The sequence below is a fragment of the Mucilaginibacter lappiensis genome (genome assembly GCF_900155965.1).
GTDB classification, from domain to species: domain Bacteria; phylum Bacteroidota; class Bacteroidia; order Sphingobacteriales; family Sphingobacteriaceae; genus Mucilaginibacter; species Mucilaginibacter lappiensis.
Window position 1 is genome coordinate 171,270 of the sequence record NZ_FTMG01000009.1, and the last position, 19,147, is coordinate 190,416.

A 19,147-nucleotide genomic window follows, 5' to 3' on the forward strand; every position below is an offset into this window, starting at 1 on the left:
GTAATTTCGGCGCTTAACACCCGATCAAGAAAGTGCTAAGCATCCTTAAAAAAGAAATCGTTTCTTACCTCAGTTCGCTGGTGGCTTATGTTACCATTGGCGTGTTTTTATTGGTATTGGGTTTGTTTTTGTGGGTATTCCCAGATTCGAGCATTTTGGAGTATGGCTATGCCGGGCTCGAAAGCCTGTTTAGTACCGCACCATACCTGTTCATGTTCCTGATACCGGCCATCACCATGCGGTCATTGGCCGAAGAGCGCAAGGAGGGTACTTTTGAGCTGTTATTCACGCGTCCACTTACCGACTGGCAAATTGTATTAGGAAAATACCTGGCCAGTGTGCTGCTGGTGCTTTTTGCCTTGCTGCCCACGCTGGTTTACTATTTTTCAGTCAGTACACTGGGTACGCCTCAGGGGAATATTGACAGCGGAGCAGTTATCGGCTCCTACATCGGTTTGTTTTTATTAGGGGCGGCATTCGCGGCTATTGGTCTGTTTGCATCATCTATTACTAAAAACCAGATCATTGCCTTTACAGTGGCCGTTTTCCTGTGTTTCTTTTTTTATAGCGGGTTTGATTCGCTGAGCCAGCTGCTGTCGTTACAGGACCTGGGTTTACAAAATCTGGGTATCACGGAGCATTATCAATCGGTAAGCCGAGGTGTGCTGGATACGCGCGATCTGACTTATTTCATTGTAGTAACCGGTATATTTATATGGCTTACGCTGTTCGTGATTATCCGTCAGCGTAAAAAGAAACTGTTTTCGGCTACTATGATGGGATCTATGGCGGCACTCTTGCTTGTGGCTATTATCGGCAGTCTCGCTTTTACCCGTTTTGATTTTACTACCGAAAAACGATATACTCTTTCGCCTATCAGCAGGCAGATTATGGATGGTTTGCAACAGCCGGTAAAAATTACCGTGTATTTGCAAGGCGGAAGTCTGCCCGGAGGATTTAAACGACTGCAGGGAGCCACTCGCGATATGTTGAACGATCTGCAGGCATACAGTCATCGTAAACTGCAGTTTGAATTTGTTGATCCGCTGAAAAATCTCTCCGGCGATCAGCAGAATGAGGCTATCCAAAACCTGGAAGCCAAAGGTATTGAACCAACCAACCTCAGCGTAAAAACGGACGATGGCGTATCACAAAAATTGATCTTCCCCGGCGCGCTGGTATTGGCCAATGGTAAAGAGATCGCCGTGAAATTATTACTGAGCAGGATAGGGCTTTCGCCGGATGAAGTGCTGAACAACTCTATCCAAAACCTCGAATACGCTTTTTCATCGGCCATAAAAAAAGCAACCAGCGGTGGCAAACCCGAAATTGGTTTTACCGAGGGACATAACGAACTGAGCGACCTGCAACTGAACGACGCGATGAAATCGCTCTCGGATGGATATAAGGTTGGTCGGGTTAATTTAACTACTATTACTATAGCCGGTTTGCAACAGGTAAAACTGTTGGTGATACCCAAGCCCGATAAAAAATTTACCGAGCTGGAAAAATTCAAGCTCGACCAATATATTATGCATGGCGGCCGGGTATTGTGGACGATAGACCAGGTGAGTGCCGAGCTGGACAGCCTGCGCGGGCATGGCGGCGAGCAACTGGCCTTTGCCAAACAATTGAATCTGGACGATCAGCTTTTCCGTTACGGTGTGCGGATCAATTATGACCTGATTGCCGATATGAACTGCTCGCAAATACCGGTTACCACCGGTAGCTTGGGTGGGCAGGCGCAGATACAAATGCTGCCCTGGCTGTTTTATCCTATATTTATCCCGTTATCTAAACACCCGATAGTAAAAAATCTGGATGGCATCAGCAGTGAATTTGCCAGTACCATTGATCTCTTGGATACTAAAGATGTCAAGAAAACAATCCTGCTTACCTCGTCGCCCTATAATAAAAAGATGAGCGCACCGCATATGCTGTCGTTACAGGCATTGGAGCAGGAACCCAATCCCAAAGATTTTCAGGGTACACCCAAAACAGTAGGGGTATTGTTGGAAGGTAAATTTGTATCCGACTGGCGCAATCGTCCGTTGCCCGAAGGGCTTACGGAGCAGGTGGCTATACAGCCTGAAAGTGTACCTACTAAAATGATTGTGATCAGCGATGGGGATATCTTGAAAAACCAGGTAGGTAGTGATGGTTCGCCATACCCCTTGGGATATGATCACTATACCCAGCAAACGTACGGCAATAAAAACCTGCTGCTAAATATTGCCGATTATATGACCGACGACTCGGGCCTGATAGCCTTGCGTACCAAGGAAATCAAGCTACGCCTGCTTAACCGTGCCCGTATCCGCAACGAAAAAATGTACTGGCAGCTGGTAAATACAGTTGGGCCTTTGCTTTTAGTGTTAATATGTGCTATTTTTCAACATTACATCCGTAAACGAAAGTATGCGCATTAAATTTTATATTTTTGATTGATTAAATACACCCATATGAGATTTATTGTTTCTACATCAACATTACTCAAACAACTGCAGGCTGTAAGCGGAGCTTTAAGCAATAGCACTGTTTTGCCTATACTGGAAAACTTTTTGTTCGAGATAAAGGATGGAAACTTAACCATTTCTGCAACCGATCTGCAAACCAGCATGACCACATCATTAGCTGTTGAGGCTAAAGAGAATGGCCGTATTGCCATACCATCGCGTATATTGTTAGAGACCTTAAAATCGCTACCAGAGCAGCCGGTGGCTTTTTCTGTAGATGATACTACGTTTGCTATAGAAATAAACGCGGGCGACGGAAAGTACAAATTGAGTGGCGAAAATGGCGAGGATTTCCCGAAGATACCAGTGGTAGAGAACGCGTCGTCGGTAAATTTACCGGCATCAGTTTTAGCCGAAGCGATCAACAAAACAATTTTCGCGGTAAGTAACGACGAGTTGCGCCCTGCCATGACCGGCGTATATTGCCAGTTAAGTACTCAGCATCTTACTTTTGTGGCTACCGATGCGCATAAGCTGGTACGCTATCGCCGTAAAGATGCCAAAGCTGCAAGCACTACTTCATTTATATTGCCCAAAAAAGCATTAACGCTGTTAAAATCGTCATTACCAACCGATGATGTGAATGTATCGGTAGAGTATAACTCCACCAGCGCGTTCTTTAAATTTGGTAATATTAACCTGGTATGCCGCTTAATTGATGAGCGCTATCCGGACTATGAGGCGGTTATACCTCAAGTGAATCCAAATAAATTAAGTATCGACAGGCTTACTTTCCTGGGTTCATTGAATCGTGTGGCTATTTATGCCAACAAAACTACCCACCAGGTAAGGCTTAAAATAAGCGGCAGCGAGCTCAATATATCATCAGAAGATATTGACTTTGCCAATGAAGCGCATGAGCGTTTAAGCTGCCAGTACGAGGGCGAAGACATCGAAATTGGCTTCAATGCACGTTTTTTAATAGAAATGTTGAAGAATTTAAGTTGCGAAGAAGTATCTTTGGAAATGTCGACACCAAACCGTGCCGGATTATTGTTGCCTCAGGGCGGCGATGAAAATGAAGATGTGCTGATGTTGGTTATGCCGGTGATGCTCAATAGCTATGCTTAAGTGTAAACTTAAATTATAAATCCAAAACTAAGTCCGGCTTTAAAAACCGGACTTTTTTGTTCTCCGCAGATAACAAAAATCGCAGGAAACAGTTATATAGATTAATTTTTAGTTAGTGAATTAGTGATTGGGATATCTTTACTCACTAAATCACTAAATCACTAATTTGCCCATATGAATATCAGGATCAAAGCTTTTACTTTTATTATAGCCGCAGCGGCATGCTGGGCATCCTGTAAAAAAAATAATGATAAGCCCACAATTCTGCCCACTGCAAGCCTTAGGGTGATCAACGCAACAAATGATATTATTAATTTTTACCAGAACGGTACCTTGGTCAATAATACATCAACTTATTTTCCGGGTGGTACATTAAGTAGTTTATTAACAGTAAAGGCTGGCTTGCAAAATTATCAGGTTAAGTTAGCGAGCCCGTCAACTCCTAATGCTTTATTTACCACGCCTATTACACTTGATTCTGGAAAGGTGTATTCATTATATGTAAGCAGTCGAGCAGCAGACGGAATTTTTTTTACCAACGATACCGCAACTGCACCTACGAATGGTAGCGCCAAGCTCAGATTTGTAAATGCATCGCCGGATGCCGGGCCTCTCGTGCTTGCTTTTGTAACTCCCGTAACTCAGGTAAGTACCCCGCAGTTTAGTAATATAGCTTATAAAACAACAACAGATTTTTTGAATGTTACGCCAAGTACAACAGCTACACCAGGTACAACACTTGCAGCTGGTTCGCTTATTTTAAGTGTTTACCAGGCTGGGTCTGACATAAGCACCGCCAGAAAGGATACGGTAACAATCAGTACCGGCAGGATTTATACTGTAGTTGGTTATGGCACTATAGGGTCCGGGGGCAACCAGGCACTTGGTACCAGTTTAATAGTTAATCAGTAAATTGAAATTAATGACTAAACCCAATAAAAACAGCTTCCTCGTTTCTTTTCTTTTGGTTATCGTTGGTACCATGTTACTGCCTTTCGTTTCATCATGCGGTAAAGGCGCCAATGCTAATCCCACCGGATTAAATACGCAACTACAGATTGTTAATTTAAGCCCGGATATACAGCCGGTAAATTTATATCTCAATTTTATTAAGGAAAATACAACCAATTATACGTACCCCACTAATTCAGGCTATTTTTTTATATCCACCCTAGTACCACCCTTGCAGTTACGTTCGGTAGGGGTGGCCCCGGTAAACCTGCTTACTATTAATAGCGCATTTAAAGCTAACTCCAAATATACCTTGTTTATTACAGGTTTCAAGAGTGATAGTTCTATAAAAAAATCTATTCTGGTGTTGGATACGGCCACCATTCCTCCACTAGGGAGGGGTATAGTACGGTTTGTTCATTGCTCGCCAACCTCTGCTCCGCTTGATCTGAGAGCTAATGACAGTACAGCAAAACAGTGGAAATCAATCGCTTTTGATTCGGTATCAAAATATGTTCAGTTGCCCGTGGGTAATTACAATTTTACCATTAACTTAAGTAGCTCTCCAGGCAATATTCAATTCCAGCTACCCAATGTTACCATACAGGATGGCCGTGCTTATACCATTTATACACAGGGAATAGTAGGCCGTACAGACTCAGTTGCATTTGGCGCAGCAATCCTTACCAATAATTTATTGTTGAAGACTACGCAGTAGGAAGGCAAAGAATCGAGATCTTAGAGTCAAGAATCAAGAAAAGATTTAAATGGGCTTAACTCTTAACTCTTGGTTCTTAGCTCTTGATTCTGATTTATATTCCTATTTTTGGCCAAAATTTAAATACTGTGGAAGTAATAAAAAGCATTATCGACTTTATACTGCATATTGATGTGCATCTGAGCCAGATTACCAGCGATTACAAGGGCTGGACATATCTCATACTGTTTGCAATCATCTTTGCCGAAACCGGTTTTGTGGTTACTCCCTTTTTACCCGGCGACTCCCTGCTGTTTGCCGCAGGCGCTCTTATCGCTAATGGTAAAACCAGTTTAGATATAGCCTTGGTGGCCATTTTATTGGTTATAGCTGCCTTTACAGGTAATACGGTAAATTACTTGCTGGGTAATTATTTAGGTCCCAAGGTTTTTAAAGAAGATAACAAAATATTAAAACTGGAATATTACCTCAACACCAAAGCGTTTTTTGACAAGCACGGTGGTAAAGCAGTTATCTTCAGCCGGTTTTTGCCTATTATCAGAACCATTGCTCCTTTTGTGGCCGGTGTAGGGCGTATGCCGTTTTTGCGCTATAGTCTGTATAATATTGTCGGAGGCGCTTCATGGGTGCTGAGTTTTTTATTTATCGGTTTCTTTTTTGGCAACATCCCGGTGATCAAACAAAACTTTACCCTGGTGGTGATGGCTATTATACTGATATCTGTAGTTCCGCCAATTTACGCAGCCATCAAGAGCAGGGGAAGTAAAAAAGCCACCACAGAATAATACACCTGAATAAGTTCCCGGGCTTATTTCGTTGTTTGATAAATACATTTTCCGGTTTTGTACATGGCCTCTTCGTGCTGCAGGTTAATGCGCTCTTCTGAACTTAAGGGTTGCGCTATTAGTTTGTTCAGATCGGGCTGCCCGGCATCTACCCAGGCCGAATACCAGAAACTTCCAACCGAGCGTATCGATGCCCGCATTTGCCGCTCTACCATGCCTTTCAGCATTTTATGATAAGCATGGCTGTAAGCCACGGAGTAATCATTGAGTTTTCTTTTACCCCGCATAACCGGGCTGTATTTTTTATCCGGTAGGAAATTTTTGTTGACGATCCGCTCAAATCGTAATACAGAGTCAACACTTTTGAAGGATACCTGGCAAATTTTAAATGCCTCGGTCAGTGGATTATCAATGTAATGGGCATGACCTGCAAAAAGGTTATATTGTTTAATAAACAACTCCGGCAGGCGGGTTTCCCAGAGGCCATGTATGCCAATCTGATCGGTCAATTGTCCATCGTAATTTAAGGTAAGATGAAGCGGTACATGCGCGTCGGCAACATAGTGACCAAGATTAGCGGATGTGTTGAGTATGGCTATGGTGTCATGCGCCTTAAATGCCCTCACCAGCTTATAATATTGGTATTGGATAGTCCAGGGAACGGTGCCGTATTTGTCTAGTGTATCGGCAGAGTATTTGGTGGCGGCATCAGCCCATCGCCGGGGCATAGCAGCAAATGGTTTTTTGCCATAATGATCGGCATCAAAAAAATGATGGGGGATCTCGGTAGAGTCTACATAGCGGCGTTTGTCGGCGCTCACAGCGTGTTCTGTAATATAATCGACGTTGGTCTTGTAAAAACCGGCCATACCCTTAGGGAGCGTAAAAACCGCTAGCCTGTTAATGCGATAATGAGCAAAGAACCCCCAGGATGAACATAGCAGCATTAAACCAATGCCCGATAAACTTAAAATAATGCGGCGCCTTATTAAGTAATGGGTTTTGAGTGATGTGTTTGAAGTTTTTTTATTGCCGGGCATGCTTAATGATTTTGAAATATTACAAGTTGTACTTATCGCGCAGCTGTATGCTTACCTTGTTTGCTTCATCAATAATACTTTCCGGAAAGCCTAGCCCTTTTAAAACAGCTATGCCATTCTTGTTTTTGAGTAAACCTTCTTTGATCTTATAATCAAATATTAGCTGGTCATCACCCATCAATTCTTCGAACGAAAATACTTTGTAATCAATGCCCAACAGTTCGGCAAGTTCCAGATCATGGGTTGATACAAATACAAAGCTTTTGTTTTCAATAAAGTAAGATAACACAGCCTTTGCAGCTGCTATTCTTTCAATAGTATTGGTTCCTCTGAAAATTTCATCAATAATAACCAGGCTGTTAACCGGTTTGCTGGCAGTGGCCTCCATGATAATATTTTTCACCGATGTAGCCTCGGCCTGAAAATAACTTTTATGACCGCCCAGGTCATCGCTCATATTAATACTGGTAAATATTTTTAATGGAGGAGCGCAGTACTCGCTGGCAAAACTGGTATTGATGGTTTGCGATAATAACGCGTTTATAGCCACCGACCTGATAAATGTTGTTTTGCCAGACATGTTTGATCCTGTTACCAGAACACCTTGTTTATTATCAATATTCATAGAGTTGGCTACACAATTTTCAATAAGCGGGTGGTACAGGTTTTTTATCGTGATTCGGTCACCATCGGTCAAAAAGCGCGGTATGCAATACTGTGTCGATCCTGCCCGTACCGATAGTATGGATATGGCCATGTCAACCCGGGCGACAGCCTCATAGAGTATCTTAATATCCTCCAGGTATTTGTTAACACGGCTTATCGAAAAAATGAATATCAGCGGCTCTATCAGCAGGAACATTTTTAACCATTCGCTGAAAAGGAACGTGATGTCTGTAGGGTCGGCAGCGGTTTTGTTTTGCAGGTTAATAAAGCCTAATGATTTTTTTAATTTATCTACGTTAGTCAGGCTTTGGTTAATGTGGTGATCATTTTCAAATAATTGATGGTCGGCCAGCCATTTGGCTACATTGTTTAAAATTAAAAGCTGCGGTAAGGAGTGAGTATAGCTCATTACTTTGGTTTTATTGCCAAAGTGGATAACGACATTGGCAATAAGCAATGCGAAAAGAAACAGAAGGGCAAACTGGTTAGGTACTATGAACAAACTTGCAATAAATAGCAGCGTTAAAAATGGGGCTATCCGAATATATAGTGTGGTTAAGGGATCAAATAATGAACTGTGCACTTTGCCAAATACTTCGGGTAGATAATAGGCGTCGTTGCTGTTTAAGGCTGATAATTTGAATTCGGCAAGTTCCCTTAAAGACGAATCTTTGCTTATCAGTTGGTGTTTTTGTTCGAGGATGTTAAAATAGCTTTCTGAGAGCTCGGGTGCGTGCAGTTTTTTGTATAAATACTGCTGACCGGGTTTGGAGTTGGTACGGTCAATAAAGTTAAATAGATCATCAACATCAAGATCAGCGGAGGTATCGGCCGAAATATAACTTTGGCTATCAGCGGCGGTTAAATAGGTGGCAATGAGTTTAAAATTTCGCTGAGTTATTTTAGGCTTACCCCATTGTTCCTTAATTTCCGAGAGTCGCTTCTTTTTTAAATGACGGCCTTTTAAATAGTCGGCTATTATAAACAGTATGATAAGGGTAAATAAAGCGGATAGCCAGTAATACATATTTAAAAGTAGCATTAAAATTAATAGAAGCGATACCTGTTTAAAAGGAATTAGTTTTTACTTTTAAAGTTCTTGAACAACCTACTTATGAAAGCTCTTAAAGCATTATTATTTGATCTTGACGGTACTCTTATTGATTCGGAGTTTTTTCATTTTGAATGCTGGAACGAAATTTTAGCGGAATTTGATGTACAGTTAACTTATGCCGACTGGCTGAAAACCTATGCAGGTGTACCTCTGCCCACCAATGCCGCCCGCCTGGTCGAAAAATATGATATTATCGCACCATTACCACAAATTATTGATAAAAGGGAAAGGTTAATATTGGAGCGCCTTAAAACAAAAGATGTAAACCTGATGCCGCATGTGGCCGAAGTATTAGAGTATTTTAAAAGTAAAAATCTAACGCTGGCCCTGGTAACTTCGAGCCCGCGGCAGGATGTGGATGCTGTATTTGAAAGGAATGGTTTGGGTAGGTACTTTAAACTGATCATCACCCGTACTGAGGTTACCAAAAGTAAACCCGATCCGGAAAGCTACCTGGTATGTGTTGAAAAGTTGGGCGTACTGAAAAAGGAATGCCTTGTTTTTGAAGATACTATAAATGGTGTGAAATCGGCAAAAGCTGCAGGACTTATCTGTTTTGCCATTCAAAGTAATACCGATGAGCATCATAAACTAACCATTGCCGATAAACTGTTTCTTGATTTTAAAGCAGCAAAAGATCATTTAATTGAACAAGGGTTCATCGCATAATTGCTATAAGCGTCCTACATAAACTTTAGTATCGTAATGAATAGTGATCACACCATCTTGCTGATAACGGTTAAAAAGTTCCTGCAAATCTTTGATCATGGCTGCATATCCAGCATCCACTTTGGTTGGTGCGTACGACGAGGAAAGCAGGCGGCCTTTTAGTCCGTCAAAATTAAAAATCTGTTGGTTTTCAAATACACGTACCGCAAAAGGCTCAGGATCATAAAATGCGCCGATGTGGTCGTAGTCGATATTCCGGTGACCAACTTTTACATAGTCTTGCCCATGTGTGATGATTAATTGATCATATTCCTTTTCAAATGCTGAAGCTGTTTTTCTTTCATTCCAGATTAGTGCCACGATGCCGCCGGGTTTCAGGATACGTTTAAACTCTGCACGGGCGTTTTGTGCATTAAACCAATGGAAAGCCTGTCCCGCAATAACGGCATCAACGCTTTCGCTGGCTAACCTGGTATTTTCCGCGGTACCATCTACGGCTGCAAAGCCTGGGTATGAGTTCAATAGTTCAATAGCTTTATCCCGCATTTCGGCATTAGGCTCCACAGCGGTGGCATGATAGCCGGCATCTAAAAACAATTGAGTGGATATTCCCGTACCTGCACCAATATCTGCAATACGCTTATCGATGGTCAATTGATAGCTTTCCAGTAAAAAGGTAATGATAGCTGTAGGATAGTGAGGGCGGTATTTGACATAATCGGCCACCCGGTTGCTGAATCTTTTAGTGTTGTCCATGGTTTGAAATAGGTTGTTGCTAAATTAACACTTGTGCTGTAGTTTAGTTGCTTTATGAAGTGCAATATTCAATCGCTGGGCTTAAATAAGTTGAGTGAGCACTATTGGTTAAATAGGGCTTTAAAACTTTAATAAAAAAGCACTTGCATATTTAAATTTATCGGCATATATTTGCAGTCCTTAAAATAATAGAAAAAAGAATAACAAAGCTATACAATGGCAAATCATAAATCGTCTTTAAAAAGAATCAGATCAAACGCTGCGAAGCGTCTGCGCAACAGGTACCAGGCTAAAACAACCAGGAACGCTATTAAGAAATTAAGAAACACTACTACTAAAGCTGATGCAAGTGCACTGTTGGGTAAGGTGATCTCTATGTTAGACCGTTTAGCTAAAAAGAATGTTATTCACAAAAACAAAGCTTCGAACAATAAATCAAAGCTTACTAAATTTGTTAATGGCTTAAGCTAATCGCTTAACTAAAAATATATAAAAAGGATCGTACCTAACAGTACGATCCTTTTTTGTTTGGTTTGAAATCCATTATTACACGCGTCATTGCTGAGGTACGAAGCAATCTCTATGCTGTACAGAGCGGATCTGCTTATCGGGGATTGCTTCGTACCTCGCAATGACGCGTGGAGAAAAAGACGCTTACCACACCCACGTCGGTGAGTCGGATACCCTGCCACAATTTTTTTTGTTTGATAGTTTTCTCCATATTTGAATACCGTGGAAAACTACAACGAAAAGATTAGTATTAAATCATGGGCCGAGGAAGACCGCCCGCGCGAAAAGCTGAGCACCCAGGGGCGCCGCGCACTTACCGATGCCGAGCTGATCGCCATCCTAATCGGATCGGGCAGTCGTAGCGAAACCGCTGTTGAACTCAGCAAGCGCATCCTGCACCATTATGAAAACGATCTGAATAAGCTGGGTAAAGCTTCTATCGGCGAACTTTCCAAATTTAAAGGGATAGGAGAGGCCAAGGCTATATCCATTATCGCTGCGCTGGAAATCGGTCGACGCCGCAACGATAGCGAAACCAAAGCCATCGAATACATCAACAGCAGCCGTGATGCCTATAATATTATGCGTCGCCACTTGATGGATCTAAATCATGAAGAATTTTGGATACTGCTGGTTGGCCGTTCGCAAAAAGTACTGGCCAAGGAACTGGTGAGCAAAGGTGGATTATCGGCCACAGTAGCCGATCCCAAGATCATCTTCTATATGGCGCTGCAACAACAGGCCAGCGGTATTATATTAGTTCATAATCACCCCTCTGGTAACCTGAAACCCAGTCACCAGGATATCGATCTCACCAAAAAAATAAGTGCTGCCGGTCGTTTGCTGGATATCAATGTGCTTGACCACCTCATTATCACTGACAATGGGTATTACAGCTTTGGCGATGAGGGAGTGATTTAGGGATTTCGGATTTTAGGAGATTTGTAATTTTTGATTTTGAGAAAAAAAATGTTCGATAAATAAATCCGAAATAGAAATTCCCAAATCCGAAATGCAATTTAAATCCCAAATCCCAAATCCGACTTCCGAAATCTTTATATCTTTGCCGATTATCATTTCTGAATAATGAAGATATCATATAATTGGCTTAAAGAATTTATAGATACAGATAAAACTCCACAGGAAATCTCCATTATCCTTACCGGTACCGGTTTGGAGGTAGAGAGCCTGGAAAAAGTACAAGCAATCCCCGGCGGACTGGAAGGTCTGGTAATTGGTTATGTAAAGGAATGTACCGACCATGCCAATTCCGATCACCTGCACGTAACTAAGGTTGATGTAGGCGGTCCGGAAGATCTGCAGATTGTTTGCGGTGCTGCTAACGTAGCTGCCGGACAAAAAGTAGTAGTAGCCGTGGTTGGTACTACCGTTTATCCCGTTACCGGTGAGCCATTCGCGATCAAGAAATCAAAAATACGTGGTGAAGCATCCGAAGGAATGATCTGCGCCGAAGATGAAATAGGTTTGGGTACCAATCACGATGGTATTATGGTATTGGATGCCGATGCCCCGGTTGGCGCTTTAGCCAAAGACTATTTTAAGGTGAATGACGACTATATGTACGAGATAGGTTTAACACCAAATCGTGCTGATGCCGCGTCGCACCTGGGTACCGCCCGCGATATCGCCGCCTTTTTAAAGATCGCTGTTACCAGGCCAGATGTAAGCGCATTCAAAATTGCCAATACCAACAGAGCTGTTGAAGTTGTGGTAGAGAACGAGCTGGCAAGTCCGCGTTATTCGGGTTTAACCATGACTGGTCTGGAAGTAAAAGAATCACCGAAATGGTTAAAAGAAAGATTGGCTGTTATCGGCATCCGCTCTATCAATAATATTGTGGATGTAACCAACTACGTATTACATGAGCTGGGACAGCCACTGCATGCTTTTGATGCCGACGAAATAAAGGGCAACAAAGTGCTGGTGAAAAACTATCCGGAAGGAACGCTTTTTAAAACTCTGGATGAAGTAGACCGCAAACTATCGGAAAACGATTTGATGATAGGTAACGCCGAAGAACCTATGTGTATTGCCGGTGTGTTTGGCGGTATCACTTCGGGTGTTAAGGCGTCAACCACCAGCATCTTTTTGGAGAGCGCCTATTTTAACTCTGTATCGGTACGTAAAACGGCTAAGAGACATGGCCTAAAAACCGATGCATCGTTCCGATTTGAGCGTGGTACCGATCCGGATATGACTGTTTTTGCCTTGAAACGTGCCGCCTTGCTGATACAACAGGTAGCCGGCGGCGAGGTATCGTCAGAAATTTTTGATCACTACCCTGCACCTGTTGCGCCGTTTGCCTTTGAGGTAAGCTATAAAAATATTCACAGGCTCATAGGTAAAGCCATCCCGCATGCCGAGATCAAAGCCATTATTGAGGCATTGGATATTAAGGTGGTTAATGAAACGGAGGAAACACTTTCGTTACAAGTGCCTCCATACCGTGTTGACGTTACCCGTGAGGTGGACGTTGTAGAGGAGATACTGCGTATTTATGGCTATAACAATATCGAGATACCAACCCAGATCAGGGCATCATTAAATAACTCGCAACGTGCTGAGAAAGATACCGTGCAAAACCAACTGTCGGACTTGCTTACTGCCAATGGTTTTAATGAGATCTTATCAAATTCCTTAACCAAATCGGCATATTCAGATAACCTGGATGCTGCCGTAAAAATACTGAACCCGCTAAGCAGCGACCTGGATGTGATGCGCCAAACCATGCTGTACTCTGGCCTGGAAGCTATTACCTACAACCAGAACCGCCGTGCTGCCGACCTGAAGTTTTACGAGTTTGGCAAGGTTTACAGCGTAAAGGATGATAAATATAATGAGGTACAACGTTTCTCGGTGTTTTTAACCGGGGCAACTACTACCGAGCAATGGAACCAAAAGCCGAAGCCGGTATCGTTCTACAACCTGAAAGCTATTGTTGATAGTATTTTAGAACGCCTGAATATAACAGGTTACGTTGTGGAAGACGCTACCTGCAAAAAAATGGCTTACGGCCTACAATATATGCTGAACGGCAAACAGCTGGTTAAATTTGGCGCGGTTGTCGGCGAAGCTTTGAAAAAGGTTGATGTAGACAAGGGAGTATTTTATGCCGACTTTAATTTCGACCTGATTTTAGCTGCCGTGCGTAAAAATAAGATCGTTTACCAGGAGGTTTCTAAATTCCCGGCGGTAAGGCGCGACTTGTCTATGCTGATAGATAAGGCGGTTACTTTTGGTCAGTTAAAGCAAATTGCCCAGAGAACGGAGCGTAAGCTACTGAAAGAAGTTAGTGTATTTGACGTTTACGAGGGAGATAAACTGCCGGCCGGTAAAAAATCATACGCTTTAAGTTTTATCATCCAGGATATCGAGAAAACACTTACCGATAAAGCGATTGATGCCATTATGCAGAAATTAATTTATAACTTAGGTAAAGAAGCCGGAGCGGAGATCAGAAAATAATTTTGATTTCGGATTTCGGAATTTTGATTTCGGATTTAGAGTTTAAAATTTTAGAATTATAATTCGGTGGCCTACTAATTAAAAAGTCATTAATTCACTAAATCGCTAATTCAATAATTCACTAAATAAAAAATGCCTTCTGTAGCAGAACAGTTAAATAAAATTGTAGATAAAACCGAAAGGTTAATTGAGCTTTGCGCTGCCTTACAGGAGGAAAATGATCTGTTAAAACTGGAAAGCGAGGCTTTAACCGTAGCCTTGGATGCCAGTAAAAACAAGACAAAAGAGTTGGAAGAAAAGCTTCGTGTATTGAAGCTTGCCAAATCATTTTCAGAAACAAATGAGAAAAGTCTTGACATAAAGCAAAAAATTAACGATTTTGTGCAGGAAATAGATAAGTGTATTGTATTATTGAAGAAATAATACAAAAAGTGAAAAGCTCAATGGGAGAAATCTCAATAAAAATAAATATTGCTGACAGAGTTTACCCTTTAAAGGTAAACATGGAGGAGGAAGAAATAATACGCAGGGCGGCTAAACTGATTAATGACCGGATAAAGGAATATCAGGAAAACTACGCGGTAAGAGATAAGCAGGATCTGCTTTCGATGGCGGTGTTGCATTATGCTACATCATCATTAAAAGCCGAGAAGAAAGTTACCGTTGAAGATACCGATGTTGCTGAACAGGTTTACAAGTTGGATCATTTGCTGTCTGAATTTTTCTCGAAGTAATTTACGTTCTTACATAACATACAGAGCACAATTAAGATTTAACCGCAGTTAAATTTTAGGTTTCACTATTAAAAACTTAACGCTTCAATATTAAGCGGATCAAAGAGGCATGCGTTGCTATTTATATTAACGTAACCATGGTCCCAATATCCGAAATGAAGTTTTTAAATACATGATACTTGAAAATTAGTTGCGGTTTTTTTTATTATATAACCTTACACCCTAAAAGAAGATGGACATATTATTATACATTATTATCGGGCTTCTTGTTGGTGCCATTGTTGGCATCGTCATCGGCCGCTTCCTGTTACGGAAGCTTTTTAAAGACCAGGAAACATCGGCGCAGAATAAAGTAAAAAAGATCCTGAAGGATGCTGAAAACAATGCCGAGATCCTGAAGAAAAATAAACTGCTGGAAGCCAAAGAGAAGTTTTTACAAATGAAGGCTGAGCATGAGCAGGAAGTAAATAACAAGAACAATGCGATAAACCAGCGCGACAACGGTGTTAAACAAAAAGAACAATCGTTAAATCAGCGTCTGGAAAACATGAACCGCAAGGAAAGCGAGCTGGACAATTCCCGTAAAAACCTGGAGAAACAAACAGAAATTGTTGTTAAAAAACAGGAAGAGGTGGAAGTACTGAAAAACTCGCACGTACAGCAACTGGAAACCATTGCCGGCTTATCTGCCGATGATGCCCGTAATCAACTGGTGGATACGCTGCGCGAAGAGGCCCGTACCAAAGCCATGATCCAGATTAAGGATATTGTTGACGAAGCTAAACTCACCGCAACCAAAGAAGCTAAAAAGATAGTTATTCAAACCATACAGCGTACTGCTACTGAAAGCGCTATTGAAAACACAGTTTCGATATTTAACATCGAAAATGACGAGATCAAAGGCCGTATCATCGGTCGTGAGGGTAGGAATATTCGTGCACTGGAAGCAGCAACCGGTATTGAGATCATTGTTGATGATACCCCTGAGGCTATCATCCTATCGGGCTTTGACCCGGTAAGGCGTGAGATTGCCCGCTTGGCTATGCACCGCCTGGTAACCGACGGCCGTATACACCCGGCCCGTATTGAAGAGGTGGTTGCTAAAACCAAAAAACAAATTGAAGAAGAAATAGTAGAAATAGGTGAGCGTACCGTGATTGACCTCGGTATTCATGGTTTACATCCGGAGCTGATCCGTATGGTTGGCCGTATGCGTTACCGTTCATCATACGGGCAAAACCTGTTACAGCACTCACGGGAGGTAGCCAACTTCTGCGCTACTATGGCAGCTGAGTTGGGTCTGAATGTGAAAATGGCTAAACGTGCCGGCCTATTACATGATATTGGTAAAGTACCTGATGATAACCCAGAGCTGCCACACGCTATTTTGGGTATGCAACTGGCCGAAAAATATAAAGAGCACCCTGAAGTTTGTAACGCTATAGGTGCCCACCACGATGAAATTGAGATGACCTCGATGTTATCACCCATCATCCAGGCTTGTGATGCCATATCCGGTGCACGTCCGGGAGCACGCCGTGAGGTGGTTGAAAGCTACATTAAACGTTTGAAAGAGCTGGAGGAATTAGCGCTTTCATACCCAGGTGTCGAAAAAACCTTCGCTATACAGGCTGGCCGCGAGCTGCGTGTAGTAGTGGAGAGCGAAAAAATAACCGATGCACAGTCTGAAGTACTGGCAGCGGATATCTCTAACCGTATTCAAACTGAAATGACCTACCCAGGTCAGATCAAAGTTACCGTGATCAGGGAAACCCGCTCGGTAGCGTTTGCTAAGTAAGAAAACCACTTAAGCCCTCTCCCTTCTCAGGGAGGGCTTTTTTTAATCTTTCCCTCCCCGTGCTACTGTGAACACATCTTTTTACATTAAAAAGTCCTTATTATAGTTAAATTAAATGAAAAAGGATGTCATTTCGAACGAGGTACGAGGAGAAATCTTTTGCGACTTCCGATACGAACTTTGCACGCCAAACACACATAGCGGAGAAGATTTCTCCTCTCTCTGCGCATGAGCACACTCTTGTTCGTTCGAAATGATATTTTTCAGAAAGATTCCTTAACCGGGATCATTTCCGTTTCAACAGAAAACGTTTTTTTAGCCATTCGCGAACAGGTTCGTCATAAAGTTTAAGGGATGCATAAGCGATAGCAATGCTAACCATAAACAATAACAGTCCAACCCAGAGACCTTGATTCGCAGGTACCTTATTTTTTACTACCCACCCGGTATACAGATAGATTAGCGGATAATGGGTAATATAAAGGGGGTATGAAATATCCCCAAAAAACTTGCATACTTTCATCGCAAATTTTCCGGTTATGTTCCCTCCCGCACCAATTGAAACAATTAGCGGGAAAAGAATAATGATACTGAATGATTCATACAAGCCGTTCATCCAAAGATGTTCGCTGCCGCCTATCCTCGGAATAAACAGAATAATGATAATCAGCAAGCTACTCACCGCAAAAGCGTTTTTAATATGGATCAGCTTGCCCATGCGACAAAGCAATACGCCTGCAAAGAACGGATATAGCAAACGGGCAAAGCCTATATGAAGCTGGGGCGCGTTAAGGCTCCAGCCCCCGATAACATCGCCTTGCGAACCCATTATTAAGAAATGGATAAGGAGCAGGGCGGATAGCACTACAAACACAGTAAGCAATTTTTTAGAAAACTTACGAATGAAAAGAGCATAGAGAATGTTGGCAACATATTCAAAAAACAATGACCAGGCAGGGCCGTCAAGCGGGTGCATTTCCTGCCAGCCACGGATATCCATGGATACAGGTATGGGAAGCACCGTAAAACCGACTAGCATAACCAGCAGCATTTGCCAAACGGGTGTTGTACTGATTAGTGGAAACACGGGAGAGGCCTGGAAGTAAAATAGCGCAGCCCCGATAAGCGTACCTATAATAACCATTGGCTGCAAACGAATGAGCCTGCGTTTATAAAAATCCCATTGGGTCATCTTTTCCCAACGGTCGTCATAGGCATAAGCCACAACAAAGCCCGATAACAGGAAAAAGAAGTCAACAGCTAAATAGCCATGATTGATGACCTGGTGAAAACGGTCGCCGGAATAGGCTTCTAAAACATGAAAGGCTACTACTATAAGAGAAGCTACGCCACGCAGCCCATCCAGGATCTCATAATGGCTTTTGGATTCGAGGTACTCGGGCGTTTTATTCATAAACTAAAAAAAATAACTGGATATGGTAATGGTTTTATTTGGTTTACAATTTTGTTTGCATTGGCAAACGTTGATTGAAGCGACAAGATGCTTTAATTTTATTGGAAATGCAATAGAAAAACCTCAAATCCTTGCAACCGAAGCTTTCAAATTATCTATCTAAAACAATAGCCTTCGATTTAAAACTTTATTCCGGGGTACAACTGATGCCCTGCTTTTTGATCTGGGCCATTTTCACGTTGTTATATTTGTTTTGTGTTGAGGGGAGCTGCACCCGTTTAAAGGGGGACTTGACGCTTGATTCTTTTCTCCATATATTAGATTAAATTATGGCCTCCACTAATATATCAAATACACCACAAAATGGTACCGGCGGTGCTAACAACATCCGATTGGTGGATGTTTATTTTGCTAAATACGCCGAAAGCCACCGGAACGGAACCAATGAAGCCATACATTTTATCTGTATTCCTCTTATAGTATTCAGCTTGCTGGGTTTGATTTGGTCTATCCCGTTTCCATACTTAAAGTTTCTGGGTAGTTATAATGGTGTTTTTAACTGGGCGTCCTTTTTAATTGCCTTCAGTATTTACTATTATTTGAAATTGTCGCCGGTGCTATCATACATTATGTTGCTGATATTATTTGGCTTTAGTTATGCTATTATACAGCTGGAACACTGGCACCAGGCAGGTGGTCCGGCGCTATGGTTGGTTTCACTCATTATCTTCTTTATATCCTGGGTAGGACAAATTATCGGGCATAAAATTGAAGGTAAAAAGCCATCATTTTTAGATGATATTAAATTTCTGCTCATTGGCCCTATCTACCTGCTTCACCTCGTACTTAAAAAGTTATCAGTTAAGTATTAATTACCCACTTTCACTTAATGTTAACAATTGGGGTTAAAAATAATCTC

General features: G+C 42.0%; 17 protein-coding genes. 13 read left to right on the plus strand and 4 right to left on the minus strand.

The genetic code is table 11. The features are described 5' to 3' along the window. Window positions 1–32 precede the first annotated feature (32 nt). From gldG to BW976_RS17670, 5 genes are all read left to right on the plus strand, one after another. Window positions 33–2,429, plus strand: coding sequence for a gliding motility-associated ABC transporter substrate-binding protein GldG (gldG, locus tag BW976_RS17650; RefSeq protein WP_076374840.1), 2,397 nt, complete (start codon window positions 33–35; stop codon window positions 2,427–2,429). Between the two features lie 33 nt (window positions 2,430–2,462). Continuing rightward, window positions 2,463–3,587 carry a DNA polymerase III subunit beta gene (gene dnaN, locus BW976_RS17655; protein WP_076374842.1) on the plus strand — a complete coding sequence of 375 codons (1,125 nt, stop codon included), beginning with the start codon at window positions 2,463–2,465 and terminating at the stop codon, window positions 3,585–3,587. A 174-nt stretch (window positions 3,588–3,761) separates the two neighbouring features. Beyond that, window positions 3,762–4,499: a DUF4397 domain-containing protein gene (locus tag BW976_RS17660; protein ID WP_076374844.1), complete on the plus strand. Its 738-nt coding sequence runs from the start codon at window positions 3,762–3,764 to the stop codon at window positions 4,497–4,499. A 10-nt stretch (window positions 4,500–4,509) separates the two neighbouring features. Next, window positions 4,510–5,256, plus strand: coding sequence for a DUF4397 domain-containing protein (locus tag BW976_RS17665; protein WP_076374846.1), 747 nt, complete (start codon window positions 4,510–4,512; stop codon window positions 5,254–5,256). A gap of 128 nt (window positions 5,257–5,384) precedes the next feature. Further along, complete coding sequence (locus BW976_RS17670; protein ID WP_076374976.1) at window positions 5,385–6,041, plus strand: DedA family protein; 657 nt, start codon at window positions 5,385–5,387, stop codon at window positions 6,039–6,041. A gap of 23 nt (window positions 6,042–6,064) precedes the next feature. Here BW976_RS17670 and BW976_RS17675 read toward each other — a convergent pair whose 3' ends face one another. Together BW976_RS17675 and BW976_RS17680 are read right to left on the minus strand one after the other, a co-directional pair. Further along, window positions 6,065–7,081, minus strand: coding sequence for a zinc dependent phospholipase C family protein (locus BW976_RS17675; protein WP_076374848.1), 1,017 nt, complete (start codon window positions 7,079–7,081; stop codon window positions 6,065–6,067). 19 nt (window positions 7,082–7,100) lie between these two features. After that, a complete protein-coding gene (locus BW976_RS17680) occupies window positions 7,101–8,774 on the minus strand; it encodes a MutS-related protein (RefSeq protein ID WP_076374850.1) in 1,674 nt (557 codons plus the stop codon). 87 nt (window positions 8,775–8,861) lie between these two features. Between BW976_RS17680 and BW976_RS17685 the strand changes: the two genes are divergently transcribed. Further along, the gene (locus BW976_RS17685; RefSeq protein ID WP_076374852.1) at window positions 8,862–9,530 is read left to right on the plus strand and encodes an HAD family hydrolase; all 669 of its coding nucleotides are present in this window, start codon (window positions 8,862–8,864) and stop codon (window positions 9,528–9,530) included. A gap of 3 nt (window positions 9,531–9,533) precedes the next feature. On the opposite strand, the gene BW976_RS17690 is transcribed toward BW976_RS17685, so the two are convergent. Then, window positions 9,534–10,286 carry a class I SAM-dependent methyltransferase gene (locus BW976_RS17690; protein WP_076374854.1) on the minus strand — a complete coding sequence of 251 codons (753 nt, stop codon included), beginning with the start codon at window positions 10,284–10,286 and terminating at the stop codon, window positions 9,534–9,536. Window positions 10,287–10,502: 216 nt separating this feature from the next. Between BW976_RS17690 and rpsT the strand changes: the two genes are divergently transcribed. From rpsT to rny, 6 genes are all read left to right on the plus strand, one after another. Then, window positions 10,503–10,757 carry a 30S ribosomal protein S20 gene (gene rpsT, locus BW976_RS17695; RefSeq protein ID WP_076374856.1) on the plus strand — a complete coding sequence of 85 codons (255 nt, stop codon included), beginning with the start codon at window positions 10,503–10,505 and terminating at the stop codon, window positions 10,755–10,757. A 261-nt stretch (window positions 10,758–11,018) separates the two neighbouring features. Continuing rightward, window positions 11,019–11,717 carry a RadC family protein gene (radC, locus tag BW976_RS17700; RefSeq protein ID WP_076374978.1) on the plus strand — a complete coding sequence of 233 codons (699 nt, stop codon included), beginning with the start codon at window positions 11,019–11,021 and terminating at the stop codon, window positions 11,715–11,717. A 165-nt stretch (window positions 11,718–11,882) separates the two neighbouring features. Beyond that, complete coding sequence (gene pheT / locus BW976_RS17705) at window positions 11,883–14,282, plus strand: phenylalanine--tRNA ligase subunit beta (RefSeq protein WP_076374858.1); 2,400 nt, start codon at window positions 11,883–11,885, stop codon at window positions 14,280–14,282. Window positions 14,283–14,414: 132 nt separating this feature from the next. Further along, entirely contained in the window at window positions 14,415–14,705 is a 291-nt protein-coding gene (locus BW976_RS17710) for a hypothetical protein (protein WP_076374860.1), read from the plus strand. A gap of 20 nt (window positions 14,706–14,725) precedes the next feature. Beyond that, window positions 14,726–15,016, plus strand: a complete 291-nt coding sequence (locus BW976_RS17715; protein ID WP_076374862.1) for a cell division protein ZapA — start codon at window positions 14,726–14,728, stop codon at window positions 15,014–15,016. A gap of 232 nt (window positions 15,017–15,248) precedes the next feature. Continuing rightward, window positions 15,249–16,814 carry a ribonuclease Y gene (gene rny / locus BW976_RS17720; protein WP_076374864.1) on the plus strand — a complete coding sequence of 522 codons (1,566 nt, stop codon included), beginning with the start codon at window positions 15,249–15,251 and terminating at the stop codon, window positions 16,812–16,814. 286 nt (window positions 16,815–17,100) lie between these two features. Here rny and BW976_RS17725 read toward each other — a convergent pair whose 3' ends face one another. Then, complete coding sequence (locus BW976_RS17725) at window positions 17,101–18,228, minus strand: acyltransferase family protein (RefSeq protein ID WP_076374866.1); 1,128 nt, start codon at window positions 18,226–18,228, stop codon at window positions 17,101–17,103. A gap of 329 nt (window positions 18,229–18,557) precedes the next feature. On the opposite strand from BW976_RS17725, the gene BW976_RS17730 reads away from it, so the two are divergent. Continuing rightward, window positions 18,558–19,100, plus strand: a complete 543-nt coding sequence (locus BW976_RS17730) for an Mpo1 family 2-hydroxy fatty acid dioxygenase (protein WP_076374868.1) — start codon at window positions 18,558–18,560, stop codon at window positions 19,098–19,100. The last annotated feature ends 47 nt before the right edge of the window (window positions 19,101–19,147 follow it).